The sequence below is a fragment of the Flavobacterium koreense genome (assembly GCF_054776075.1).
Map to the genome: position 1 here is coordinate 319057 of NZ_BAAHCF010000002.1, position 26353 is coordinate 345409.

At 31.4% G+C, this 26353-nt stretch carries 22 protein-coding genes; 9 read left to right on the forward strand and 13 right to left on the reverse strand.

Annotated elements, in window-relative coordinates; translation table 11 throughout:
* Position 1 precedes the first annotated feature (1 nt).
* From porG to ACYU7A_RS01710, 3 genes are all read right to left on the reverse strand, one after another.
* Positions 2–682, reverse strand: a complete 681-nt coding sequence (porG, locus tag ACYU7A_RS01700; RefSeq protein ID WP_460573776.1) for a type IX secretion system protein PorG — start codon at positions 680–682, stop codon at positions 2–4.
* 167 nt (positions 683–849) lie between these two features.
* A complete protein-coding gene (locus ACYU7A_RS01705; protein ID WP_298305220.1) occupies positions 850–1734 on the reverse strand; it encodes an NAD kinase in 885 nt (294 codons plus the stop codon).
* A gap of 3 nt (positions 1735–1737) precedes the next feature.
* A complete protein-coding gene (locus tag ACYU7A_RS01710; protein WP_460573779.1) occupies positions 1738–2397 on the reverse strand; it encodes a CBS domain-containing protein in 660 nt (219 codons plus the stop codon).
* A gap of 113 nt (positions 2398–2510) precedes the next feature.
* Here ACYU7A_RS01710 and ACYU7A_RS01715 point away from each other — a divergent pair, with 113 nt between their 5' ends.
* The 6 genes from ACYU7A_RS01715 (at position 2511) to clpX (ending at position 7986) form a co-directional block, all read left to right on the forward strand.
* Positions 2511–3224 (forward strand): pyridoxine 5'-phosphate synthase, encoded by a 714-nt coding sequence (locus tag ACYU7A_RS01715; protein ID WP_460573781.1) that lies wholly within the window; start codon positions 2511–2513, stop codon positions 3222–3224.
* Between the two features lies 1 nt (position 3225).
* A complete protein-coding gene (locus ACYU7A_RS01720; protein WP_460573783.1) occupies positions 3226–3987 on the forward strand; it encodes an alpha/beta fold hydrolase in 762 nt (253 codons plus the stop codon).
* A 123-nt stretch (positions 3988–4110) separates the two neighbouring features.
* Positions 4111–4458 (forward strand): phage holin family protein, encoded by a 348-nt coding sequence (locus ACYU7A_RS01725; RefSeq protein ID WP_460573785.1) that lies wholly within the window; start codon positions 4111–4113, stop codon positions 4456–4458.
* A gap of 87 nt (positions 4459–4545) precedes the next feature.
* Entirely contained in the window at positions 4546–5880 is a 1335-nt protein-coding gene (tig, locus tag ACYU7A_RS01730) for a trigger factor (protein WP_460573787.1), read from the forward strand.
* 146 nt (positions 5881–6026) lie between these two features.
* Positions 6027–6683 (forward strand): ATP-dependent Clp endopeptidase proteolytic subunit ClpP, encoded by a 657-nt coding sequence (gene clpP, locus ACYU7A_RS01735; RefSeq protein ID WP_298305780.1) that lies wholly within the window; start codon positions 6027–6029, stop codon positions 6681–6683.
* Between the two features lie 70 nt (positions 6684–6753).
* Positions 6754–7986 (forward strand): ATP-dependent Clp protease ATP-binding subunit ClpX, encoded by a 1233-nt coding sequence (gene clpX / locus ACYU7A_RS01740; protein WP_298305777.1) that lies wholly within the window; start codon positions 6754–6756, stop codon positions 7984–7986.
* A 65-nt stretch (positions 7987–8051) separates the two neighbouring features.
* Here clpX and ACYU7A_RS01745 read toward each other — a convergent pair whose 3' ends face one another.
* The 5 genes from ACYU7A_RS01745 to ACYU7A_RS01765 form a co-directional block, all read right to left on the reverse strand.
* Positions 8052–10244, reverse strand: coding sequence for a TonB-dependent receptor domain-containing protein (locus tag ACYU7A_RS01745; RefSeq protein ID WP_460573790.1), 2193 nt, complete (start codon positions 10242–10244; stop codon positions 8052–8054).
* A 113-nt stretch (positions 10245–10357) separates the two neighbouring features.
* Positions 10358–11239 (reverse strand): DMT family transporter, encoded by an 882-nt coding sequence (locus tag ACYU7A_RS01750; RefSeq protein ID WP_460573792.1) that lies wholly within the window; start codon positions 11237–11239, stop codon positions 10358–10360.
* 15 nt (positions 11240–11254) lie between these two features.
* Positions 11255–11395, reverse strand: coding sequence for a hypothetical protein (locus ACYU7A_RS01755; RefSeq protein WP_460573794.1), 141 nt, complete (start codon positions 11393–11395; stop codon positions 11255–11257).
* The gene (locus tag ACYU7A_RS01760; protein WP_460573796.1) at positions 11395–11979 is read right to left on the reverse strand and encodes a hypothetical protein; all 585 of its coding nucleotides are present in this window, start codon (positions 11977–11979) and stop codon (positions 11395–11397) included. The genes ACYU7A_RS01755 and ACYU7A_RS01760 overlap by 1 nt, the downstream gene beginning before the upstream one ends.
* Positions 11979–13508: a GH3 auxin-responsive promoter family protein gene (locus tag ACYU7A_RS01765; protein ID WP_460573797.1), complete on the reverse strand. Its 1530-nt coding sequence runs from the start codon at positions 13506–13508 to the stop codon at positions 11979–11981. The genes ACYU7A_RS01760 and ACYU7A_RS01765 overlap by 1 nt, the downstream gene beginning before the upstream one ends.
* Positions 13509–13608: 100 nt before the next feature.
* Here ACYU7A_RS01765 and ACYU7A_RS01770 point away from each other — a divergent pair, with 100 nt between their 5' ends.
* The gene (locus ACYU7A_RS01770; RefSeq protein ID WP_460573799.1) at positions 13609–14403 is read left to right on the forward strand and encodes a DUF2797 domain-containing protein; all 795 of its coding nucleotides are present in this window, start codon (positions 13609–13611) and stop codon (positions 14401–14403) included.
* Positions 14404–14437: 34 nt separating this feature from the next.
* Here the strand turns inward: ACYU7A_RS01770 and ACYU7A_RS01775 are convergent, their stop codons facing one another.
* Both ACYU7A_RS01775 and sppA read right to left on the reverse strand, forming a co-directional pair.
* The gene (locus tag ACYU7A_RS01775) at positions 14438–17062 is read right to left on the reverse strand and encodes an AsmA family protein (RefSeq protein ID WP_460573801.1); all 2625 of its coding nucleotides are present in this window, start codon (positions 17060–17062) and stop codon (positions 14438–14440) included.
* A 211-nt stretch (positions 17063–17273) separates the two neighbouring features.
* Entirely contained in the window at positions 17274–19040 is a 1767-nt protein-coding gene (gene sppA / locus ACYU7A_RS01780) for a signal peptide peptidase SppA (RefSeq protein WP_460573803.1), read from the reverse strand.
* A 139-nt stretch (positions 19041–19179) separates the two neighbouring features.
* On the opposite strand from sppA, the gene folK reads away from it, so the two are divergent.
* Positions 19180–20313: a 2-amino-4-hydroxy-6-hydroxymethyldihydropteridine diphosphokinase gene (gene folK, locus ACYU7A_RS01785; protein ID WP_460573805.1), complete on the forward strand. Its 1134-nt coding sequence runs from the start codon at positions 19180–19182 to the stop codon at positions 20311–20313.
* On the opposite strand, the gene ACYU7A_RS01790 is transcribed toward folK, so the two are convergent.
* From ACYU7A_RS01790 to ACYU7A_RS01800, 3 genes are all read right to left on the reverse strand, one after another.
* Entirely contained in the window at positions 20310–22364 is a 2055-nt protein-coding gene (locus ACYU7A_RS01790; RefSeq protein WP_460573807.1) for an Ig-like domain-containing protein, read from the reverse strand. The two genes, folK and ACYU7A_RS01790, sit on opposite strands and share 4 nt — an antisense overlap.
* 4 nt (positions 22365–22368) lie before the next feature.
* Positions 22369–22902 (reverse strand): RNA methyltransferase, encoded by a 534-nt coding sequence (locus ACYU7A_RS01795; RefSeq protein WP_460573809.1) that lies wholly within the window; start codon positions 22900–22902, stop codon positions 22369–22371.
* 77 nt (positions 22903–22979) lie between these two features.
* Positions 22980–23519 carry a DUF1573 domain-containing protein gene (locus ACYU7A_RS01800; RefSeq protein WP_460573811.1) on the reverse strand — a complete coding sequence of 180 codons (540 nt, stop codon included), beginning with the start codon at positions 23517–23519 and terminating at the stop codon, positions 22980–22982.
* Between the two features lie 193 nt (positions 23520–23712).
* On the opposite strand from ACYU7A_RS01800, the gene mutS reads away from it, so the two are divergent.
* The gene (gene mutS, locus ACYU7A_RS01805) at positions 23713–26280 is read left to right on the forward strand and encodes a DNA mismatch repair protein MutS (RefSeq protein WP_460574034.1); all 2568 of its coding nucleotides are present in this window, start codon (positions 23713–23715) and stop codon (positions 26278–26280) included.
* Positions 26281–26353: the final 73 nt, after the last annotated feature.

The window sequence follows — 26353 nt, forward strand, 5'->3', positions numbered from 1 at the left end:
TTTAATCTGCACAATAGCATGGTTTTTCACCAAAGGTATAGGTTAATGTAAAACCAGAAAAAACATACCAATCTTTACTGTTTATATTTCCAAATTTTAATGGTTCCAAATCTTCATTTTTTGGTAAGCTACCATCTAAATTATCAGTCATTGTATATCTTGCTCCAACTTCAACTCCCAAAATTAAATTAGGCATTATATTAGATTTAACACCAACAATCATAGGTATTGCAAATGTACCATGATTGATGTCAATTTTTGAAACTCCATTAATTACATATAATTCATCATAATTGGTATAACTCAATCCTGAATAGACATATGGAGTTACTAATTTATCAAAATTATGAAGATTAAAATCGAAAAAATTAAACTCCAAACCTAAAGATAATTCTTTAATGTTGTTTTCAAAGTCATAACCTCTTTTAAATCTTCCTGGCACATCTGAATCTAAATCATTTGCTGTGATTTTAGATTGTGTGTAGGATATTCTCCATGAATGTCTCGGACTTTTATTCCACTTATAAATCAAACCATAAGCTAACTCATTTGGATTTACATAATTTGCTTTTCCAACATCACCAATATAATTGCTACCACCAAGAAATACTCCAACTTCGTGAATCTGAGCGTTTAATTTTGTTAATCCTAAAATAAAAATAAATAAAAATATTCTTTTCATTAATTGAAAAATAGCGTGCAAATATAACAATTATAGCCACTAATAAAACATGATATTAGTATTTATAATAAATTAAAATTGACACAGTTAAAGTTTAAAATAAAATTCATTTAAAATGAACTGCTATTTAACGGAAAAAAGTAGGAAGTAGTATTTTAAAAAGAGTATTAATTTCGTTTGTCTTCACCCCAAAGAAGTTTATTTCTTAATGTTTTTAAGAAAGTTTCGTTTGGAATTTCAACCATATTAATCTTAAAAGGAGTTTTTCTAATAATTAATTCTGCATTGTTATTAAGAGTTGCAATTCTAGAATCTAGTGAAACTAAATATTGTTCCTCTCTACCTGAAACTTTCAATTTAATTTCTGTGTCATCAGGAATAACCAATGGACGTGCATTCAAATTATGAGGCGCAATAGGAGTAATTACTAATCCTTTAACTTCTGGAGTTAAAACTGGTCCGCCACAACTTAAAGAATAACCTGTTGAACCTGTTGGTGTAGAAATAATTAATCCGTCTGCCCAATAGGAATTTAAATGCTCACCATTTAATGAAGTGTCAATTGTAATCATTGAAGTAGTGTCTTTTCTGCTTACAGTTACTTCATTCATGGCAAAATTCAATTCATTAATTTGTTCGTTTTCTGGATTGCATTCTAAACTAAGTAAGGTTCTTTCAGAAAGAGTATACTCTTTTTTTAACACAATTTGTAAAAATGTCTCAATATTTTCTTTTTGAACTTTGGCTAAAAAACCTAATCGTCCTGCATTAATTCCAAGAATTGGAATTCCTGAATCTCTAACATAAGTCGCTGCTCTTAATATAGTTCCATCTCCACCAATACTAATAAGTAAATCAAAACTTGAGTTTAAACATTTATAATCGTTGAATGTTTTATACTCTTTTTTCAGAATTTCTTCATCATACAATATTTTGAGAAATTTTTCTTCTATGACCAATTCAACATTGTTATTATTGAAAAATAAAAAAATGTCTCGAATAATTGGTCGAGTATCGTTTTGGTAATATTGTCCGAAGATAGCAACTTTCATTTTCTAGATGTTTAAATATTTATCCAAATAATCGGAACGCTCTCTCAAACTGTTCAAATAATTATCTTCATGATGCTCAGAAACTATTTCGTAATTATATCTTCTGAAGGTTTGAATGATGTCATTCATGCTTCCAAGTGCAATTTTTATTGTTATTTGAACACTTTCAACATCTGCTTCAGAAACAAATAATCCCAAAAGTTTACCATTATTGCTTTCAACGATTTGGGCAATTTGACTCATAGAATAATCTATAAGACTCTTTTTTACTACAATGATGCCGCCTTGTTCTTTAAGAAATGGAGTTTCATGAAAAAATTTGACAATATCTTCCAATTCATAATAGCCTAAATAAGAATTTTCTTCATCCAGAACAGGTACAATATTGGTGTGGTTTTTCGCAAAAACTTCCAAAACATCCAGCCATATCATATTTTTTCTAGCGAAAAATCCCTCCAAAGTATATTTGTAGTCAGCTACTTTTTTATCAGTATCAAAAGTCTCTACATCATCTGCAGCAATACTTCCAATATAAATACCTTCATTTAAAACAGAAAAGTGAGAATAAGGAACATCTAAAAAAAAGTCTTGAACATCAGCAATAGTTTGCTGACTATCAATGGCTTTGTAATCGTTAGTTATATAATCTGTAATTTCGGTCATAGCAATTAATCAATATTTGTTGCAAAATAATCAAATTTTAGGACATAAATCCTTATTTTAACTTTGTATTTTTGTGAACAGAATTTCAAAAATGAAATTTTCAAAAAAAAGTTATGACAAAATTAAGTGTAAATATTAATAAAATAGCAACCTTACGTAATGCACGTGGAGGAAATGTTCCCGATTTGTTGCAAGTTGCAAAAGACATTCAAAAATTTGGAGCGCAAGGAATTACTATTCATCCTCGACCAGATGAACGTCATATTCGTTATCAAGATGCTCGAGATTTAAAACCGATTGTTTATACAGAATTCAATATTGAAGGGAATCCACAACACAATTTTATCGATTTGGTTTTGGAATGTAAGCCCGAGCAAGTTACTTTGGTGCCTGATGCAATTGGAGCTATTACATCTTCTGCTGGTTGGGATACTGTAAAACATCAATCTTATTTAAAAGAAGTAATTCAAGAATTTCAGCGTAACGGAATCAGAACATCAATTTTTGTTGATCCAATATTAAAAATGGTAGAAGGTGCTAAAGAAACAGGAACCGAAAGAATTGAACTTTATACAGAAGAGTTTGCGCATCAATATGGTTTAGGAAATTTGAAAGGTATTGAACCTTATACTAAAGCGGCAGTTTTAGCAAATGAATTAGGATTAGGTATCAATGCCGGTCACGACTTAAGCTTGGATAATATCAAATTTTTCAAGGAAAATATTCCAGGATTATTAGAGGTTTCTATAGGTCATGCTCTAATTTCTGAAGCATTATATTTAGGATTGGATAATGTTGTTAATATGTATTTGCAAAAATTAAAGTAAAATGTTGCATTCAAGAATAGAAGGAGAAGGAAAACCATTGCTGATAATTCATGGGTTTTTAGGAATGTCTGACAATTGGAAATCTTTTGGAGCTTTATATGCTTCCAAAGGATTTCAAGTTCATATTCTAGATTTAAGAAATCACGGTAAAAGTTTTCACTCAGAAGATTTTAGTTATGATATAATGGCTCAAGATGTTTTAGAATATTGTCAAAATCATAATTTGAATCAAGTATCTATAATAGGTCATTCTATGGGAGGAAAAGTAGCCATGCTTTTTGCAACCAATTATCCGGAAATGGTAGAAAAATTAATTGTAGCCGATATTGGTCCAAAATATTATGCACCACATCACCAAGACATATTAGCAGGATTGAATGCAGTTGATTTTACTTCAAAACCAGATAGAGCTTCTGTAGAAGAAACTTTATATCCTTTTATTCCAGATTTTGGAACACGTCAATTTCTAATGAAAAATTTATATTGGGCAGCCCCAGGACAATTAGATTTTCGTTTTAATTTGAAAGTTTTTAATGAAAAAATTGAAGTAATTGGAACGGCTTTACCAGAAGAAGCTCAATTTGAAAAACCAACACTTTTCATACGAGGAGGTAATTCAAGGTATATTCTAGATACAGATTTACCTGAAATAAAAAAACATTTTCCTAACTTTGAATTAGCAACAATTCCAAATGTAGGACATTGGCTTCATGCAGAAAATCCGCAGTTGTTTTTTGAGGAAACGGCACGTTTTTTGGAATAATATTGTAAATAAAAATTAATTAGAAAATATGAAATCGCCATTAACAACAAGTTTGCGCAAGCAAACACCAATGATTAAAAAGGCGATACCATATGTTACCGATAAAAAATAAAATTTAAACATATGAAATTACTTTTAAGAATATTAATAACGTCCATCCTTGTTATGGTTATATCTTACCTTATGAAAGGAGTAGTGGTTGACGAATTCTCAACAGCATTAATTGTTGCAATTGTGCTAGGATTGTTGAACTTTTTTGTAAAACCAGTACTAGTGTTGTTTACTTTGCCAGTGACCGTTTTTACTCTCGGACTATTTTTATTGGTTATTAATGCGATAATCATTCTATTGTGCGACCATTTTGTAGATGGATTTGATGTAAACGGATTTTGGACAGCCTTGTTCTTTAGCATCATTTTATCGCTTTCACAATCATTGGTTTATCAACTTACCGGAGAAGGAAAACAATAGTTTAAAAATCAATAAAATAAAATTGGTTGGGTTGTAGAAATGTTATAATTTTGCAACCCAATTTTAGTATGTATAAAACACGAAGAAATGAATATTACAAGAAATAATGTAGATGCATTAAATGCTGTAGTAACTGTAGAGGTTTCTAAAGCTGATTATGCTCCAAAAGTAGAAAAAGTATTAGCAGATTATCGTAAAAATGCAGCGATTCCTGGTTTTAGAAAAGGTGCTGTACCAATGAGCTTAATCCAAAAACAATACGGAAAAGCAATTTTATTGGAAGAAGTAAACAAAGTTTTACAAGAAAATCTAAACAGATATTTACAAGAAGAAAAATTAGATATTTTAGGAAATCCACTTCCTGTTGTAACAGACAGTTTTAATTGGGATGCTGAAGATTTCAAATTTGATTTCGAATTAGGTTTAGCTCCAACATTCACTGTTGATTTAGCAGCTAAAAATGATGTGGTTCAATACAAAATCATTGCAGACGACACTATGTTGAACGCTCAAGTTGCAAGAATTCAAAAACAATATGGTAAAATAGTTTCGGCAACTGTTGTTGCAGAAGGAAATGATGTTTCTGGAATTTTTACAAACGAAGAAAAAGGAATCAATAACAGAACAACTTTAGATATGGAATTGTTTGCTGATGCAAAAACAGCAAAATTGTTCTTAGGTAAAAAAGTTGGTGATGTTGTGACATTAAAAACTAAAGGTTTATTCAACGACGACCATAAATTAATGGATGTTTTGGCTATTGGTCACGATGATGTTCATGGTTTAGATATTGAAGTTACTTTTACAATTGATGAAGTTGTTGCAAGTGAACCAGCCGAATTAAACCAAGAATTATTCGATAAATTATTCGGACCTGGAGTTGTAAATTCATTGGAAGAATTGAAAGCAAAAATCAAAGAAGATGCTGAACAACAATTTGAACAACAAGCGAATCAAAAGTTCTTAAATGATGTTACTGAATCGTTAATTGTAAATACAAAATTTGATTTACCTTCAACATTCTTAAAAAAATGGATTCAATCGGCTGGTGAAAATCCATTAACAGCAGAACAAGCCGAAGAAGAATATGCAAAATCTGAAAACGGATTGCGTTACCAATTAATTGAAGGTAAAGTAATGGCAGATAATAATCTTCAAATAACTTTTGAAGAATTAAAAGATTTTACCTCAGGTTTAATCAAAAAACAAATGGCACAATTCGGTCAAATGAATCCTACAGACGAAGATGTTCAAGGAATTGTTGCTAGAGTTATGTCTAATCAAGATGAGGTAAAACGTCTTTCAGAGCAAGTAATGAGCGAAAAAATGTTGAACCTTTACAAAGAAAAAGTAAAAGCTAAAACAAAAGAAGTTAATTACGAAGAGTTTATTAAAGCAATGTATGGTGAACTAAACCACTAATTGTAAAAGATAATTTATTATATTTGAGCGTCAAAGTCAATTGATTTTGACGCTTTTGTTTTCAGACAGTTTGTCACTTAAAATAAAAGGAACGACATTTGCAATAGTTTTAAAACTTACATTAAATAACATATAACAGTAATAAAATGAACTACGGAAAAGAATTTAAAAAATTCGCTACTAAGCATCATGGAGTAAATAGCTTGTACTACGATAAAATGGTCGCTAGTTTAACGCCTTATATTATTGAAGAACGCCAATTAAATATTTCGCAATTAGACGTTTTCTCTCGTTTAATGATGGATAGAATCATCTTTATGGGAACAGGAGTTGATGATTATATGGCAAATATCATTCAAGCACAATTATTGTTTTTAGAATCAGTTGATGCTTCTAAAGATATTCAAATTTATATCAATTCTCCTGGTGGAAGCGTTTACGCAGGTCTAGGAATTTATGACACTATGCAATACATCAAACCAGATGTAGCAACAATTTGCACAGGAATGGCAGCTTCAATGGGAGCCGTTTTACTTTGTGCTGGTGCAGCTGGAAAACGTTCGGCATTACCACATTCAAGAGTAATGATTCATCAACCTTCAGGTGGTGCTTCAGGAGTTGCAACCGATATGGAAATCAACTTGAAAGAAATGTTGAAATTGAAAAACGAGTTGTATGAAATAATCTCAAACCATTCAGGTCAAACTTTCGAAAAAGTACATAGAGACTCTGAAAGAGATTATTGGATGATTGCTGATGAAGCAAAAGAATACGGAATGATTGATGAAGTTTTAAGAAGATAAATTTAAGTAATTAGTGATTAGTAAATATTGAAGAGCTATTTACTAATCACTTTTCACTAATCACTAAATAATGGCAAAAGAAAAATTAGAATGTTCCTTCTGCGGAAGAAAAAAACCGGAAACCAATTTATTGATTGCCGGAATTGACGCGCACATTTGCGACCGCTGTATTGAACAAGCACATGGAATTATTTTAGAAGAATTAAAAACCAATTCCAATGCAAAAATTGCTACCGATTTAGTTTTGCGTAAGCCAAAAGAAATCAGAGCATTTCTTGACGAATATGTTATTGGTCAAGAGCAAACCAAAAAAGTAATGTCGGTTGCAGTTTACAATCACTACAAACGATTAATGCAACAACAAGTTGCCGAAGATGTTGAAATTGAAAAATCAAACATCATTATGGTAGGACAAACAGGAACCGGAAAAACATTAGTAGCAAAAACGATTGCACGTATGTTAGACGTTCCATTAGCCATTGTTGACGCGACTGTTTTAACCGAAGCTGGTTATGTTGGAGAAGATGTTGAAAGTATTTTAACACGTTTACTTCAAGCAGCCGATTATGATGTTACCAAAGCCGAAAGAGGCATAGTTTTCATCGACGAAATTGATAAAATTGCTCGTAAAAGTGACAATCCATCAATAACTCGTGATGTTTCTGGTGAAGGTGTACAACAAGCCTTATTGAAATTATTAGAAGGAACTGTTGTTAACGTACCACCAAAAGGAGGAAGAAAGCATCCAGACCAAAAATTTGTTGAGGTTAATACTCAAAACATATTATTCATCGCTGGTGGAGCTTTCGACGGAATTGAAAGAATCATTTCAAAACGTTTAAACAGAACCGCTGTTGGATATTCAACTTCAAGAAATGTTGATAATATCGATAAGGATAATTTGTTACAATACATCATCCCAAAAGACATCAAGGATTTTGGTTTGATTCCTGAAATTATTGGTCGTTTGCCAGTATTAACCCACATGGATCCTTTAGATAAAGAAACGTTACGTTCTATTCTAACCGAACCAAAAAATGCTTTGATAAAACAATACGAAAAGTTATTTGCTATGGATGATGTAAAATTCACCATCACCAACGAAGCATTAGATTACATTGTAGAAAAAGCTTTAGAATACAAATTAGGTGCACGTGGATTACGTTCCTTATGTGAAGCAATCTTAACCGATGCTATGTATGAATTGCCAAGTTCTGATGATAAGTCTTTAGAAATTGATAAAGAATACGCTGAGCATACCTTGAATAAAAATTTATTGAAACGATTGGAAATTGCTTCATAACTAAAAAATAAAAACCCGATTCTGAAATTTCAAAATCGGGTTTTATTTTACAACTAATCTCTAAATTACTTCACTAATCCACCGCCACTTTTCACTTTTTCTGTTTGAATGTCGGTGTTTTCTTTTTCTAATTTCAAATTACCAAATCTGTAGGTTAACGAAATTCTAAAAACTCTAGAATCATTTTTCTCAAAGAATTTTGTTTCCAAATTGGTAGATGAAACTAAAGCGTTGATTTCATTTTGATTGAATAAATCAAATGCGTTAATTCCTAATTTTAATTTCTTATTCAAGAAATCTTTGTTCAAAGAAATATCAAATTGTTGAATTGGTTTTGTGATTTTATATATTTCCCAAACACCACCTTGAGGCAAAATGAAGTAAGTCATACTACTTTTAATATCCCATGGTAACATAATTTGGGCTTGAGCAGCATAGTTCCAAATTGGTTTAGACTTGAATGAAAAGTCATATCCTTCCGTCAAGTTTTTGATGTAATTGATGTTCAAAAAGATGTAATTCATTTTATCAATGTTGTTCATTCTGTTTTTGAACTCTTCTTTTCCTTTAAAGAAGTAATCTAACGGAATTGGGAAGTTGGCAAAAACACTCATAGTTTTAAAACGATCAAATTGTTGGAACGTTTGTGTACTTACCAATTGTCCTGGCTCGGCATTAAAAATAAATAAATTATGATCTTTAGAAACGGTATAATTTGTTCCTAATTGAATGAAATCCATCGCCGAAATCTTGAATTCATAATTATCAAAAAATGACGGATTCAACAATAAATTTCCGGTTGAAGAATTGTATTGGTCAAAATTGGAACCATTCGGATCTAAAACACCATAACTTGGTTGAGCAATTTTTCTTGAATAGGATGCGCTCATATTTACACTTGGAGCAATTTCATACAAAGCACTTACATTAGGGAATAAATTTTTGTTATTAAAGTCTATATCTGTTCTTGTGTTGTCAACAATTCCAGTTCTATTTACATTAAAATCTTCATATCGAAGTCCTACGGTAAAGTTGAACTTTTTAATTTTTTTTCTAGCCTCAGCATAGAAAGCCAAATTTGTTTCTTCATAATCAAAATCAATAATGTCTGTAATTGGAGAATTCAAATTGTATTTTCCAGTATTATTTACTTTGATAGTATTTAATTTTCCACCAGTATTGATAGAAAGTTTTAGTTTTTCAAAAGGAATTGCAAAATCATATTTCAAATAATAATTTAGCAAACCAAAGTCATTGGTAAAATTATTATAACTAGAAGTTACACCATCAAAAGCATTAGATTTAGAATTCGGATTTCTATTGAAAGTATTTGCAAAAGCAATTATATCAAGTGTTCTTCCAATAGTATCTAACTTAGTTTTGTATTGTAAACTAAATTCTTGATTGTTAGACTTTGTTTTGGTACTTCCGTCATTCAAATAATCTGAAATTTCACTTCCAGTAGTTTTAGCATCAAAAACATCTCTGTCATTGCTGTAAGTAGAATTGTAATTAAACAACAAGTTAGATTTTTCACTCAATTTATAATTTGTCCCAATTCTCATGTAGAAATTTCGGTTTGTTGTAACAGAAAGTCTTTGTTGGTCGATGTACTTATCTGGGTCGAAAGAAGTAAAAGTTTGTCCGTTTTTTGACCTTTGCTCACGATCAATATAATTATAGCCAATCATAGTTTGCCAACTCAAATTTTTCTCTTTACCATTCAATAATATCTGCGGACTTGGTTTTTGATATTTATTGAAATTATAATTTAAATTGAATGTTGCATTGATACCTTTTAAACGTTTGTTACTAGTTACTAAATTGATTACTGAACCACTAGCATTAGCATCAAAAGCAGCACCAGGATTATAAATCAACTCTACTTTTTCAATAGCATTTGCTGGAAGAGAAGATAAGTAATTTTCCAAATCGGAACCACTTAGCGTACTTGGTGAGCCATCGATATAAATTGCAACACCTTTACCATTTAAAGTCAAACCTCCTGTTGGTGAAGCGATAACTCCAGGTAATTTTTTAACAGCATCATAAGCTGTTCCAGTACTCAACATTGCGTTATCTTTTATAGAAACGGTTGTTTTGTCGGATTCAACTTTGATAAGTTGTTTTTTTGTGGAAACTTTTACTTCGTCAAGAACTTCAATTTTTTTCTTTACAGTATCTTTTGGTGTTTCTGTTTCTTGAGCAAATAAGGCATTTGCTACTAACAAGGTAATAGATAAAAATAATGATTTCATTGTATTTGATTTTTTGATTTTTTCCGTTGCACTCCAAACAGTTCGGCTTTGCCTCGGGTGATGATTACAAGTAAGACTTGAAACACCAACAAATGTTACAATGAATTTAAGATTTATTTTGCTTTTTTATAATTTACAATAAATACACCACCAATTATTAATGAAGCAGCGATGATAATTCGAGAAGTAATTATTTCATCTAGAATAAGCCAACCCAAAAATAAAGCGACCACAACGTTAACATAAGATAAAACCGAAACTTTGGTAGAAGACATTTGAGTTATCAAATAACTATAAGCAACATAACCAACAACCGAACCAAAAACGGCTAAATAAACCATTGCTAAAACACTGCGTAAACTCCAGTTTTCTGAAGAAATAGTTGGAGTTAAAATGAATTGAATTGCAGTCAAAATGATTCCGGCAATTATCATTTGGACACTAACATTCATGAGCATTGTTAACGAATTTTCACTTCCTTTTTTGGTAATAATGGTTCCGATTGCCCACATTAAAACGGCAATTAAAATAGCAAAAACACCTTGGCGATACTCAGGATTCAATAAATCGGAAAGACTGTTTTGGTAGATTAGAAAAATTCCAAACATTCCTAATAAAATTCCAAGTGTCGTTTTGATAGAAAGTTTTTCATTGCCTAAAATCAAATTCAAAATCAGTACAAAAAATGGTGATAAAGTCGAAATTAACGATGCCAATCCACTAGTAATGTACTTTTCAGAATAGGTTGTCAATCCGTTGGCTAGAACAATCATCATTATAGATAAGATAAAAGCTCTAAGAAATTGCCTTGGGTTTACAGGTTCTAATTTTCGTTGAAATAACAAATAAAAGAAAATAATAAAACCAGAAATTAAATTTCTAATTCCTGCAAGTAAAAAAGGAGGAATGGTTTCAATACCAATTCGAATGCCCAAAAAGGTTGTGCCCCAAAAGAAGGCAACACAGAATAAGGCTAAGTAAAGTTTTGTTTTCAAAAAAGAATTTGGGAATTACGAATTGCGATGCGAATGTACTGAACTTTCTTTTTTAATTGAAGTTTCCACGCAACGTTTTCCATAACATTTCATTCTTTTTGGTCCACAAGAAATTATGGATATCGCAAGAAGGAATAAGATTGCAGTTTTTTTCATTATTTATTTTTTTTAATTCTGTTATTTCTTTCTTCAAACCATTTATCATTAATGATTTGAAATACACCAAAACAACTATATTCGCCACTCATAATTCCCTTGTTGAATAAAGAATGAGCATAAAAAATCATTTCTTTATCGGTTTTTATATTTAAACTTAATGGAAGTTTTTTTTGTATTCTAGAAAATAAAGAATCGATATTTTTTTCGTTTTCAAATTTTTTGAATTCTGTCAGATTATATGATTTGAATCCAATATTATTTAGTGCAATAGTATCTTTAAACTCAAAATATCTATTTTTATTTAGTAAAACTTCATCTGCTTTTTTGTTTTTCAATTCCAAATTTAAGGCGCCAATTAGAAAGTTATTTTTTGTACAAATTTCTTTAACTTCATTAGTATTCAAATCTTTGACATTAATAACTACGAAAGAGTTGAATGTTCCACCTAACTCGATTAGTTTTTTGTAATTATTATATTTTAAAGAATCCAATTCAGTTTTAAACTCTTTTTTTGGTTTAGATTTTTCACAAGAAATAAATCCAAAAGACACTATTAAAAGTATAATAATTCTTATTTTCATTATTTGGAATTCACACTAGTTTGCATCCCAATCAATTGTTCCAAATAATCACGTTCGTTGGATAATCTTGGTATTTTATGTTGTCCACCCAATTTGTCTTGTTCTTTTAACCAATCATAAAATAAATTTTCACGCGCAACATTTACTTTCAATTGGTTTAATGTCATGTTGTTGTAGCGTTTGGCTTCATAATCAGAATTGACGGTTTGCAACGTTTCGTCCAATACTTTTTGAAATTGAGCTATATCTTCGGGATGTTTTTTAAATTCAATCATCCATTCGTGTGCGCCTTTTTCTTTTCCTTTCATAAAAATAGGAGCAACCGTGTAATCTTTAACTTCACAATTCAATACCGAACTTGTTTTAGCAATCGCAGTATCAGTATTTTCAACCATCAACTCTTCTCCAAAAACATTAATATGATGCTTTGTTCTTCCTGAAACTCTAATTCTGTAAGGTTTTAAAGAAGTAAATCGAACCGTGTCTCCGATCATATAACGCCATAATCCTGAATTAGTTGTGATTACAATGGCATAATTTTTAAACAATTCAACATCGGCTAAACGAACAATGCGCTGATTTGGCGTTCCAAAAGTATCCATCGGAATGAACTCGTAGAAAATACCATAATCCAACATCAACAATAAATCGTTAGAATAATTCAAATCCTGAATCGCAAAAAATCCTTCGGAAGCATTGTAAATTTCATAAAATTTAAAATCACTATTCGGAATAATCTTTTGATATTGCTCACGATAAGGTTCGAAATTTACGCCACCATGGAAATATACTTCCAAATTCGGCCATAATTCCATCAAATTAGAATTGTTGGTTTCAGTCAAAATTCGATTCAATAATACCAGCATCCATGAAGGAACACCTGCAAAACTGGTTACATTTTCTGTCTTGGTTTCGTTAATAATGGCAGTTAATTTGGTTTCCCATTCGCTCATTAACGAAACTTTATTGCTTGGTGTGCTACTGAATTCAGCCCACATTGGCATATTTTCTATTAATATTGCTGATAAATCGCCAAACGAAGTATTGTTGTTTTCGTAAATTTGAGAACTTCCACCAAGACGCAAACTTTTTCCAAGAAACATATCCGAATTTTCATTGTTGTTCAGATACATACACAACAAATCTTTGCTGCCTTTGTAGTGGCAATCTTCCAGAGCTTCGTTGCTTACCGGAATAAATTTACTTTTAGCGTTTGTAGTTCCGCTTGATTTCGCAAACCATTTTATAGGTGTATTCCAAAAAACGTTTTGTGCGCCTTTTCGAGTGAGTTCAATCATGGGTTCCAATTCTTCGTAGGTTGAAACCGGAACTCTTTCGGTAAATGTTTTATAATTTCTTATGGAATCAAACTCATATTTTTTTCCAATAACGGTTTCTTCACAATTGCGAATTAAGTTCATAAGTAACTCATCTTGAACTTCATTAGGATATTTAAGAAACAACTCAATCTGATGAATGCGTTGCTTCAAAACCCAAGATGCGATAGAATTAATTATTGGAAAAGGCATTTTTTTTGGTTGTGAGTTATGAGTTGTGAGTTATGAGTTATAACTTTACGCTAAAATAGTAAAATATTTAAAATCTAATATCATAAATCTAATATTTAATATGCAGTACGAAGGAGTTCTAACCAAAATGCAAACCGAGTTTTCTAATCCAATTCAATATTATTTGGTTTTTGAAAACAGTTTTTTGAATTTGAATCAGTTGTTAAACAAATCGTTAGAAATTAATTTTCTTGGCTATCAATGTTTGGAGTGTGGTAAGAAAAAGAAAATTTTCCGTCAAGGATTTTGTTATGATTGCTTTATGAGTAGTGCTTCTGCAGGTGATTGGATTATGAAACCTGAATTATCGACAGCACATTTAGATATTGAAGATAGAGATTTGGACTATGAAAAACGAGTACAATTGCAACCTCATATTGTTTATTTAGCCTTATCAAGTGAAGTGAAAGTTGGTGTTACCAGAAAAACGCAAGTTCCAACTCGATGGATTGATCAAGGTGCAGTGCAAGCCATTCCTATTGTTGAGGTTCCAAATCGATACTTGGCAGGAATTACCGAAGTAGCTTTGAAAAATCATTTTGCAGATAAAACCAATTGGCAAAAAATGCTAAAAAATGAAGTGCCATCAGCCGATTTAATAAAAGAACGTGCCAATTTGAAATACCTAATTCCAAAAGAAGTACAAGAGTTCTATCATCCAGAAAAAGAAGATTTATATGATTTGCATTTTCCAGTTTTGGAATATCCTAAAAAGGTAACCAGTTTAAATTTGGATAAATCTCCAAACTTCTCAGGAAAACTAACCGGAATAAAAGGACAATATTTAATCTTCGAAGACGGAACTGTTTTTAATATTCGAACTTTTGAAGGTTATGTAGTGAAGATTAGTTTGTAAAAAAAATGCCTTTCAAATCGAAAGGCATCTTAATTTATGGAGTTGTTGTAGTGTTTGCAGGTTTTTCTTTTTTCTTCAACCAACCATTTAATAAATCTTTGGCTTTGGTTTTAACTTCCTGTTTCACTTCATCTTTTGTTGCTGGAACTTTAGTTTTTGTAGTATCGCCAGGTTTTTTGTTTTTATTGATTAGATTTTCTAATTCATTTTTACCTTTTCCAATCAATTGTTCTTTCTGTTGTTTCACTAAATTGTTTACTAAAGTTGTGGTTGCAGTTTTAACATCTGTAGTGATTTTTGGAGTAGTAAAAGAACCACCAAGAATTGCATTTACAGGAATGCTTTCCAATTTAGCTGCATTTGCCGGAGATAATTTTGCAATTAAATTATTGACATCAGTACCTAGATATTTAGCAGGAACATCAAATTTTAAATTGTAATTCATCAATTGGTCAAAACCATGCGTTCCACCAACTGTTACTTTTATGTCTTGGTATTTTAAATCAAATGGTTTTACAGTAACTTTTCCATCTTTAAAGGTTAAAGCCGCTTTCAAATCGTTTAAATTTAATTTCTTCAAATCGATAAAATTCAAATTGGAATCTAAAGCACTCAAAAGAGTAGAATTACTAGAATTTACAGTAGTTGATAATAATTGGCCTAATAAATCTCCAGAAAGTGTTTTTAAATCAGGAGTCATCTCATTAGAGTTTAAATTTCCTGATAATTTGATAGTTGAATTTAGTTTTCCGTTGATGATTCCTGCAATTGGTGCAATTTTTTTCAACATATCCAATTGCGTGAAACTGTCGGCAATGTTAACTTGATTCAAACCAAGATTCATATTAAAAGTTGGTATTTTTGCTTTGGTAGAAACCATTCCGTTTACGCCAATCGAACCGCCAAAAATATTGGTTTTCACATTTTGTAAAGTCACGGCTTGGTCTTTTACAATCAGTTTTCCAGAAACATCTTTCAAAGTTAAATTATCATATAAAACCGTATTGGCTTTTGCGGTAAGTGAACAATCCAAGAAAGCAGGAATTTTCATGGCTTCTGTTTTAGCTTTCGTTTCTGTTTTAGCAGTTGGTTCTGCAGTAGTCATAAAATCGGAAACCGCAAGTTGGTTAGAACTCAAATTAAAGTTTCCTTGCAAATTCTGATTTCTGAAAATAAATCCGTAGAAATTTTCTAAAACTCCAGTCACGTTCATATCACTTTTTCCTGTAGTAGCTTTAAATTCTTGAAGATTAACACGACTCGGATTGAATTGAACAATTGCACTATTAATATTCATCGATTTGCCGTTTTCATCCACATATTTGAATCCTGTTAAGTTGATATTTCCAGCATTATTGATGTTTTGATACTGACTTTTTTCAACCGATGCCATATCAAATTTAGTAGTTACATCAGCTTTCAAAATTCCAGAAAGTGGTTTTTCTAATTTAATAGGATACGCTTTTGATAAATTAGCCAAATTGATTGTTCCTTTTAATGCTGCGTCAACCAATGCGTTTGTCGCCACGTTTTTTATGTTTGCTTTAGCGTTAAAAACATCTTGATCAATAGAAAATGATAGTTTGTCTAAATTCACATAAGTGTCATTCATTACACCAGTTTCATTGATGATTTTAGTGTCAATAATAATATTTTTAACCGATTTTGGTAAATCAGGATATTGAAAAGAAGCATTATTAGAAGCAATAGCAATATTAAATTTAGGAACAGTAGTGTCTGTCAACATTCCTTTCGCGAAACCAGCAACGGTAAAATCGCCAGAAGTTTTCACATTATCTAAACTACTAGCATAAGCTGAAGGAATCAATCCTAAGAAGTTTTTAAACGATGAAGTTGGAGTTTTGAATGTCAAATCATATAATTGTCCTGCATCCACTAATTGAATAAATCCGTTGAATTCTAATGGCAACTCGTTGATTTTTGCTTTGTTTTCCTTGAAAGTATATTTGCTGTTTTTTAAGTCAATTCCGAGAATGGCATCCAAAGAGACATTGATATTATTCATATAATTAACTTTGTCCATATTCAACGAAATTTTTGCTGTTGTTTTAGTGTCTAAATCTAAAACATCATTAGAAAAGTCGCCAGTTCCAGAATGATTAATGCTGTCAAGAACCATCGAAATTTTAGAGGATTCATCAAAATATTTGAATTTAAAATTTTCAACATCGTATTCTTTAATTTTTAAAGAAAGTGGTTTGCTTTTTCCATCGTCTGTTTTTTGGTCTTGATTTTTTAAAGCAATGTCGAAATTTCCAACGCCATCTTTATTGAAAATGATATTAATTAATCCGTTTTTGGAAGAAATAGCATCGATATTTAATGGTTCGTTATCGCCATTAAACAATTCCATCACCGACATTTTTAAATTTAATTCTTTGAATGAAACCAAAGTGTCACCTTCAAATGGTGCTTTGTTTACAATAGATAAATTTTCCATAGCCACATTTGCATTTGGAAAACTTTTAAATAAACTCAAATCGGCATCGGTAAAAGCTACTTTTGCATCAACACTTTCATTGATAGATTTTAAAATTTTAGCTTTTATTTGATCTTCAAATAAATACGGAATTGCAAAAGCTGATACAACTAATAACAACAATACAATTCCAACGATTTTTAAAATTTTCTTTACCATAATGATTCACTATTTATTCAACTAATTCAATGCAAATATCTTGCCTTTCTAAAAACAATCAACAAATTTAGTGTTTTAGGATGGTTTTAGTTTGTAAAATTGTCATAAAATGTTTCATTATTTCCTTGATGTAGAACAACTTTTACAAATAAAAAATCCGTCTCATTTTTCAATAAGACGGATAAAAACAACTAACCCAATCGTTTTTTGATTAATTAATTTTCAACTCATAAGCCATTCTTGCTTGAACGCCTTTTTGGTTGGTCATTTGTTTTATTTGTTGAAGTACTTTATAATTTTGCTCTCCAATTTCTTCTTTTATAATAGCTTGACGCGATTGTGCAAATCCAAATTGTGCTAAAACATCTTCAAAACTTTTCTCAAATTCAGGAAAATTTTGAATTCTATATTTTGATGTTTTTCCAAGTTTAGCTGCTTCTTTTATAGCTTCGTCCATTCCTCCAATTTTATCAACCAAACCAATTCTTAAAGCATCTTGACCACTCCAAACTCTACCTTGACCAATTGCATCAACTTGCTCGAAAGTTAATTTTCTTCCAGTAGCAACTCGATTTACAAAAGTGGAGTAAATCTTTTCAACACCTTCTTGAGCAAAACCGCGATAGTTTTCATCTAAAGGCATAAACGGACTGTAACCTGCGGCATTAGTATGTGTTTTTACTTGTTCGATGTCTAAACCAATTTTATCTGCTGCTATAGTAAAGTTTGGTAAAACTCCAAAAACTCCAATCGAACCAGTAATTGTATTAGCTTCAGCAAAAATCTTGTTTGCATTACAAGCAATATAGTAACCACCAGAAGCGGCATAATTTCCCATAGAAACTACGACAGGTTTTACTTTTTTAGTCAATTCAATTTCTCTCCAAATTAATTCAGATGTTAAAGCGCTTCCACCAGGAGAATCGATTCTTAAAACTACCGATTTTACATTTTTATCAGCACGAGCTTCTTGCAAAGAACGACGCATCGCACCTTCACCAATAAGGTTTACATCACCTTCACCGCTACCAATTTCGCCTTGAGCATAAATAATAGCAATTTTATCTTTAGTTGAATAATCTTTTGATGTAGAAGCAACTTTTTCAGCATAATCGTCAATTGAAACTCTATCGTAATCATCGTCTGAATCAACTTTTAAAGCTTTTTTGATGTCGTTATGATAAATATCTTCGTAAGCAATAACGTCGATTAATTTTTCAGCTTTTGCCATTTGTGGTGTTCTTGCTAAAAGTCCGTCAGCAACTTGATTTAATCTTGCAACAGAGATTTTTCTGCTAGCTGCAACATCAGTGACAACTGAATTCCATACCGAAGTCAAAAGTTGCGTAGTTTGCTCTCTGTTAGCATCACTCATTTTATTTTCTAAAAAGGGTTCTACTGCACTTTTGTATTTTCCGTGGCGAATAACTTCCATTTTTACACCCGATTTTTCTTGTAAATCTTTAAAGAACATCAATTCGGCAGATAAACCTTTAAACTCTAATTCTCCAATAGGATTCAAATAAATGGTATTGGCAACCGAATTCAAATAGTAATCTTTTTGCGAATAAACATCGGCGTAAGAATAGATAAATTTACCCGATTTTTTGAAATCTTCTAAAGCATCACGCAACGCTTTGGTTTGTGCAATTCCTAAATTTGAAAAATTGTTTAAAATCGAAATTCCTTTAATATCCGAATCAGTTTTGGCGTATTCGATAGCGTTGATTATATCGAATAATCCATCATGTTTGTCCTTGTCGTTCAAAAAAGGCATGTCGTCATAATTGGTTTTTCCAGCATAATCGTGGTTGATTTTAGATAAATCTAATTCGATTACAGAATTGCTTTTAACCGAAACTGTTTCAGAATCTCCGCTACCAGCAATGGCTCCAATCAAGATAATTCCGAAGAAAAAAATCATGCAAAAAATAAATAGTCCAACAATAGTGGCTAATACATTTCCTAAAAATCTCATAGTAGTTAATTTTACTAATTAGTAGTTAAAAAAGATAATTTGTTACAAACCATTTGATTAAATGTAAAATAAAAATAGTTATCAACACAAGGCACAAATATACTTCAATTCTAAAATTCTTTTAGTTATTTTGCCAAATATGAATCAGCAACATCAAGTTATACTTTCGCTAGGTAGTAATCAAGGTAATCGCCTTGAAAACATTGAGCATTGTATTGATTTATTACATCGAGAAGTTGGAACTGTGGTTAAGGTTTCTTCTTTATTTGAATCAGATTCTTGGGGTTTTTCTAGTGATTCGTTTTATAATTGTGCGGTTTTAATTCATACGCACAAAAATCCACAAAAGCTTTTAAAAAATATTTTGAAAGTTGAAAAAAAGTTGGGTAGAGTTCGAACAGAAAGTTCCGATTATCAACCAAGAGTTATTGATGTTGATATGATTTCTTTTGATGATGAAATTATTGAATCTGAATCATTACAAATTCCACACAAACATCTTCAAGACCGACTTTTTGTTTTATTGCCAATGATGGAAGTGGTTTCCGATTGGACACATCCGATTTCTCAAAAATCAATTTCAGATATTTTAAAAGAATGTAAGGATGAAGGAAATTGTGTAAAGATTTCAAAATTGAATGCACCATTGCAAAAAATCAATTTCGACGATTTCAATTACATTGCTATTGAAGGAAATATTGGCGCAGGAAAAACAACTTTGGTTTCTAAATTGGCAGAAGATTTTAATGCTAAAACGGTTCTAGAACGATTTGCAGACAATCCGTTTTTGCCTAAATTTTATAAAGATCAAAACCGATATGCTTTTCCGCTAGAGATGTCTTTTTTAGCCGATAGATACCAACAAATATCAGATGATTTAGCGCAATTTGATTTGTTTAAAGATTTTATAATCGCCGATTATCATATTTTTAAATCTTTAATTTTTGCAAAAGTAACGTTAGCTGAAGATGAATATCGTTTGTATAAAACCCTTTTCGATATCATTTATAGAGAAATGCCAAAACCAGATTTGTATGTTTATTTATACCAAAATACAGAACGATTATTGGCAAATATAAAGCGAAGAGGAAGAAGTTACGAGCAAGAAATTCCGGCAGAATATTTAGAAAAAATCAATAATGGTTATCTCGATTATATCAAAACTCAGAAAGATTTAAACGTACTTATAGTAGATGTTTCTGAAAGAGATTTTGTAAAAAATCAAGAAGATTATATTTTTATCCTTGAAGAAATTAAGAAAAAACTTAATTAGCGCTTTAAGGAAAAATGACCTTTTATTTCTGGAGTGTTTTCATCCTTTTTAAACGTAAACCAATAATCATCAGATAGTAAAAGTTGGTTGTTTAAAGTGCCATCCCAATAATTATCTACAGCATTCAATTGTTTTATTAATTTTCCAAAACGATTAAAAATAGTGACTTTTGCTTTTGGATAATAGATTAAACCCTTGATTGTCCAATTGTCATTAAATCCATCTCCTTTTGGAGTAAAAAAACTAGGGATTGTAATTACTGCAAATTCTTTGAAATCAAAACCACAATTGTTTTTCCCTCGAACCATAGCAGTATAAAATCCGCCTTCAGAAACAGTAAATACATTAGATGTTTGAAAACTCACACCGTCAATAGAGTATTCATAATCTCCAGACGTTGAAACGATAATTGTTGCAGTTGTGCCATTAATCAATACGTCATCAATAACAGGAAGGTCATTTTGTGTTATAGTAAATGTTTTAGTATTAGAACAACCTTGTGGTGTTAAATCTGTAATTAAAACAGAATAAATGCCAGGAGAAGTAATCGTAATTGTATTGGTAGTTTCAGATGTTGACCACAAATAAGAAACATTGTTAATTCCTGCGTTTAAAGTAAGTGTTTCGTTTTCACAAAGTGTAAGATTTTCATCAACAACTATAGGTTTTGTAATTACTTGAACATTTATAGCAATTCTTCCAATTGAAAGACATCCATTATTATTTCCTTCAATATAATAAGTAGTATTTTGTGATAATGCTGGAGTTGTAAAACTGGTTCCTGTAACTAAAGGAGTTGTGCTAGTTAAAGACGAATACCAATTTATTACTCCTGCTGAAGTAGAAGCATTAAGTGTCGTTGCTGTGTTTTCGCAAATACTTACATTAGTATTAGTAGTTAAAATAGGTGTTGTATTAACAGAAGCAGTTACGGCAGTTCTAACATTTGAAGTACATCCAACAGGAGAGGCATCTGCAAAATATGTTGTGGTTGAATTTAAAAAAGGAGTAGTGAAAGTTGTTCCTGTTGCAATTGGCGTTCCTCCTGTAGCAGAAGTATACCAATTAATTACTGGAACATTTGCAGTTGCTCCAAGAGTTACCACTCCAGGATTGCAAATTTCTGCGGCTGTTGTTGAGGTAATGCTTGGGATAGTTATTGTTGTGCTTGTAGAAATTTGAATTATTGGATCACCAGGCATTCCTCCATATTCTACTATATATCCTTTTGGTTGATAAAATCCGCTAGTTGCTCCTGTGTTTGATATGTCGTTCCATGACCCCGGAATTCCTACACCTGGAGCAGTGATATGAGTATAATCTTCATCGCCAGCGCTATTTGGTTCACCTGTATTCCAAAGTGTATAGGTAAAAAGAGTTCCTGTTTCTGGTCCGGTCATCCATCTCCAAACACCTTCTTGTTGTTCATCGCTTCCTCCAATCCAACCAGCGCCTTCCGATTGTTCTTCAGCAATTTGTGCTTCGTCCGCTGCGGTTATTGTAGCTAAATAGCCTTGAATTCCGTAATAAAAGTTGGTAGCTGCCGCAATTTTAGCATCAGACCAAGTTATTCCAATATTGGGAATATATTGATAATAATGTCCGTTAGAAGGCAGATAATTCGCTTGTCCAATTGATATAGAAAAAGTTCTAACGCCACTTGGATTAGTAACGTTGCTGAAATATTCAACATCTTCAATTGCAGCTTCCAGTTCAGTATATGTGGGTTGACCAAAAAGACCAATCAAAGTTAATTTTCCTGTGTTACTATCCCAACTACTATTAATCGTTGGATGAGAACCAGTAAGAGTCAATACATCTTGTCCAGAAACATATCCAGAAGAAATTTGAATGTAAATAGCTGTTACACCAGGGTCATCTGGATCAACAATAGTCATATTTGTAACTATCTTCATTGAAGTTCCAGGACAGTATATTTGGTTTCCGGCTGCAGTTAAAATTGGTGCTACATTAGATGTTTGAGCTTTGGTAGAAGGCCCAATTAGGAATAAAAATAAAACAAATATTTTAATTATGTTTTTTATTTTCACAAGATTAAAGAGTGTTTATTTTTTGAAATAAATCCCAAACTACTATTCCTGTACTTACCGATATATTTAATGAATGTTTACTTCCTAATTGTGGGATTTCTATAACGCCATCACTTAAATCAATAGCTTCTTGTGAAACTCCAAAAACTTCATTTCCGAATACTAATGCGTATTTTTTTTCTTTTTCAGGTTTAAAATCATCTAAGAATATAGCATTTTCAACTTGTTCAATAGCATAAACAGAAACGCCTTCTTTTTTAAGTTTTTCAATAACTTCAATAACACTTTTATTGTGTTCCCAGGCGACGGTTTCAGTTGCTCCAAGTGCGGTTTTATGAATTTCTTTGTTTGGAGGTGTTGCAGTTATTCCGCAGAGATAAATTTTTTCAATTAGAAATGCATCAGAAGTTCTAAATACCGAGCCAATATTGTGAAGACTTCTAATATCGTCTAAGACAATGATTATTGGTGTTTTTTCAGCTTGTTTAAAATCTTCAACCGATTTTCTTTCAAGTTCGCTGTTTTCTAATTTTCGCATTTCTAATTTTTTTGGTAAAGGTATTCAAAAAAAAAGCTTCCGAAAATCGGAAGCTCTTTTTTTATGAGGAAAAAATATTAGCTTTTAGTCTCTGTTGCAGGAGCAGCAGGAGCATCTGGAAGAACATTACCTTTAATAGTAATAATTTTTGTAGACTTTCCTGTTGGAACTGGAGCAGCACCTGGAGTTGTTGAAGGAGTAGTTACTGGAGTAACATTTGAACCTACAGCATTAGAAGTTACAGTTACTGTTTTAGTAAATGGACCAACTCTGCTAGTATCGTATTTAACTCCAATTTTACCTGTTTCTCCTGGTTGAATTGGTTTTTCTGGTTTAGATGGTACCGTACAACCACAAGATCCTTGAGTATTTTCAATAACTAAAGGCTTGTTTCCATTATTTGTGAAAACAAATTCTCTTTGTCCGTCAGCATTGTGTGGAATACTTCCGTAATCAATAGTTTCATTTTCAAAAACCATTCCTGCACCATCAACTTTAGGAGTTTCAACTTTAGTTGATACCGCTTTCTTAGCTTTTTTTGCTTTAGATTTTGTTTGAGCATTTGCAGAAGTTAAACTGAAAACTGCTAAAACTGCTACTAGTAATATTTTTTTCATTTTTTATAAAATTAATAATTTAACAAGACAAATTTATATAAAAAAAAGTTCAAGAGTCACAATGAAACTTAAATTTTTATTAAATGAATTGTTAATGATAAAATTTAATATTAAATAATTAAATTCGTAAGCTAAAATTAAAATAATAAAACCATTGTCATCTAAAGATAAAAGCCCGAAAGAAACGCCATTAATGAAGCAATACAATGAGATTAAAAGGAAGTATCCTGATGCTTGTTTATTGTTTAGAGTAGGAGATTTTTATGAAACTTTTGGGGAGGATGCTATTCGTGCTTCAAAAATTCTTGGTATTACATTGACAAAGCGAGGAGCTGGCTCAGAAACAGAAACGGCTTTGGCAGGTTTTCCTCACCATTCTATAAATACCTATTTGCCGAAACTTGTAAAAGCAGGACTTCGAGTAGCCATTTGTGATCAACTTGAAGATCCAAAAATGACTAAAACTATTGTAAAACGTGGTGTTACCGAATTAGTTACTCCAGGAGTTGCAATGAATGATGAGGTTTTACAATCTAAATCCAATAATTTCCTAGCTTCCATTTATTTTGGAAAAAAACAATTGGGAGTTTCCTTTTTAGATGTTTCAACAGGAGAATTTTTGACGGCTCAAGGGAATGAAGAATATATTGATAAGTTACTTCAGAATTTTAATCCAAGTGAAATTCTAATTCAGAAGAACAATCGAAATCAATTTAAAGAAAGTTTTGGAGAAGATTTTAATACTTTTTATCTTGAAGATTGGGTTTATCAGGAAGATTATGCTTTTGAAACATTGACCAATCATTTTCAAACCAATTCATTAAAAGGTTTTGGAATTGAAGAATTACAAGATGGAATTATAGCTTCAGGAGCGATTTTATATTATTTGTCAGAAACTCAGCATAATCGTGTTCAGCATATTACAAGTATTCAAAGAATTGCGGAAGATGCTTATGTTTGGATGGATAGATTTACAATCAGAAATTTAGAATTATATCATAGTTATAATCCTAATGCTGTTACGCTTTTAGATGTAATTGATAAAACGCTTTCGCCAATGGGTGGACGTTTGTTGAAACGATGGTTGGCGTTGCCTTTGAAAGATGCTAGCAAAATTAGAAGTCGTCATGAAGTGGTTACTTATTTGAAAGAAAATCAAGAAATACTTCAAAAAATACAATATCAAATAAAGCAGATTTCCGATTTAGAACGATTGATTTCTAAAATTGCAACAGGAAAAGTCTCTCCAAGAGAAGTTATTTATTTGAAAGAATCTTTGGATGCAATAATTCCAATAAAAACATTGGCTTTAGAAAGTAAGCAAGATGCAGTAAGAATAATTGGTGATAGTTTTCATAGTTGTGATTTACTTCGTGAAAAGATAAAATCTACATTAAATCAAGATGCGCCAGTTGCTATTTCAAAAGGAAACGCTATTGCTGTTGGAGTTCATGCCGAATTAGATGAATTAAGAAATATTGCCTTTTCTGGTAAAGAGTTTTTAGAAGGAATTGAAAAAAGAGAATCGGAAGCTACAGGAATTTCTTCTTTGAAAATATCATTCAACAATGTTTTTGGATATTATATAGAAGTTAGAAATACACATAAAGACAAAGTTCCGACAGAATGGATTAGAAAGCAAACGTTGGTAAACGCTGAACGATACATTACAGAAGAATTAAAAGAATATGAAACCAAAATTCTTGGTGCAGAAGAAAAAATACATCAAATTGAAAGTCAACTTTTCGAACAATTGGTCAATTGGATTGCAACTTACATAAAACCAGTTCAGTTAAATGCTAATTTGGTTGCTCAGTTAGATTGTTTGACATCTTTCACGCAATTAGCAATTGAGAACAATTATGTTTGTCCAATTATAGACGAAACTTTTGAATTAGAAATTACCAACGGTCGTCATCCTGTTATTGAAAAGCAATTACCAGTTGGAGTTCCTTACATTGCTAATGATGTTTATTTAGATAGAGAAACACAGCAATTAATTATGATAACCGGACCAAATATGTCGGGTAAATCAGCTATTTTGCGTCAAACAGCTTTGATTGTATTACTTGCTCAAATGGGTTGTTTTGTTCCGGCAGAAGCGGTTAGAATGGGAGTTGTCGATAAAATATTCACTAGAGTAGGAGCGAGTGATAATATTTCGATGGGTGAATCTACATTTATGGTAGAGATGAATGAAACAGCTTCTATTTTGAATAACATTTCTGATAGAAGTTTGGTGCTTTTAGATGAAATTGGTCGAGGAACAAGTACGTATGATGGAATTTCTATAGCATGGGCAATTGCAGAGTTTTTGCATGAAAATCCTGCACGACCAAAAACACTTTTTGCAACACATTATCACGAATTAAATGAAATGAGTGAAATGCTTCCGAGAATTCAAAATTACAATGTTTCGGTAAAAGAGTTAAAAGATAATGTTCTTTTCATTAGAAAATTAGTAAAAGGAGGCAGTGCACATAGTTTTGGAATTCATGTAGCTAAAATGGCTGGAATGCCACAAACAGTAATTCAAAAAGCTCAAAAACTGCTTAAGAAGCTCGAAAAAGATCATTCAGGTGATGCGTTGCATGGAATAAAATCAGCTAAGGATGAGATGCAGTTGAGTATCTTTAATTTAGACGATCCATTATTGGAGGAAATTAAAGAAGAAATCCTTGGATTAGATATAAATACCTTAACTCCTGTAGAGGCATTAATGAAACTTAATGAAATAAAACGAATGTTGCTAAAAAAGTAACAAATAGGTTTTCAGTAGGTTATGTTTTTGTGAAGTTTTTTTTATAAAAAACGTTTGTATAATTGAATTTTAA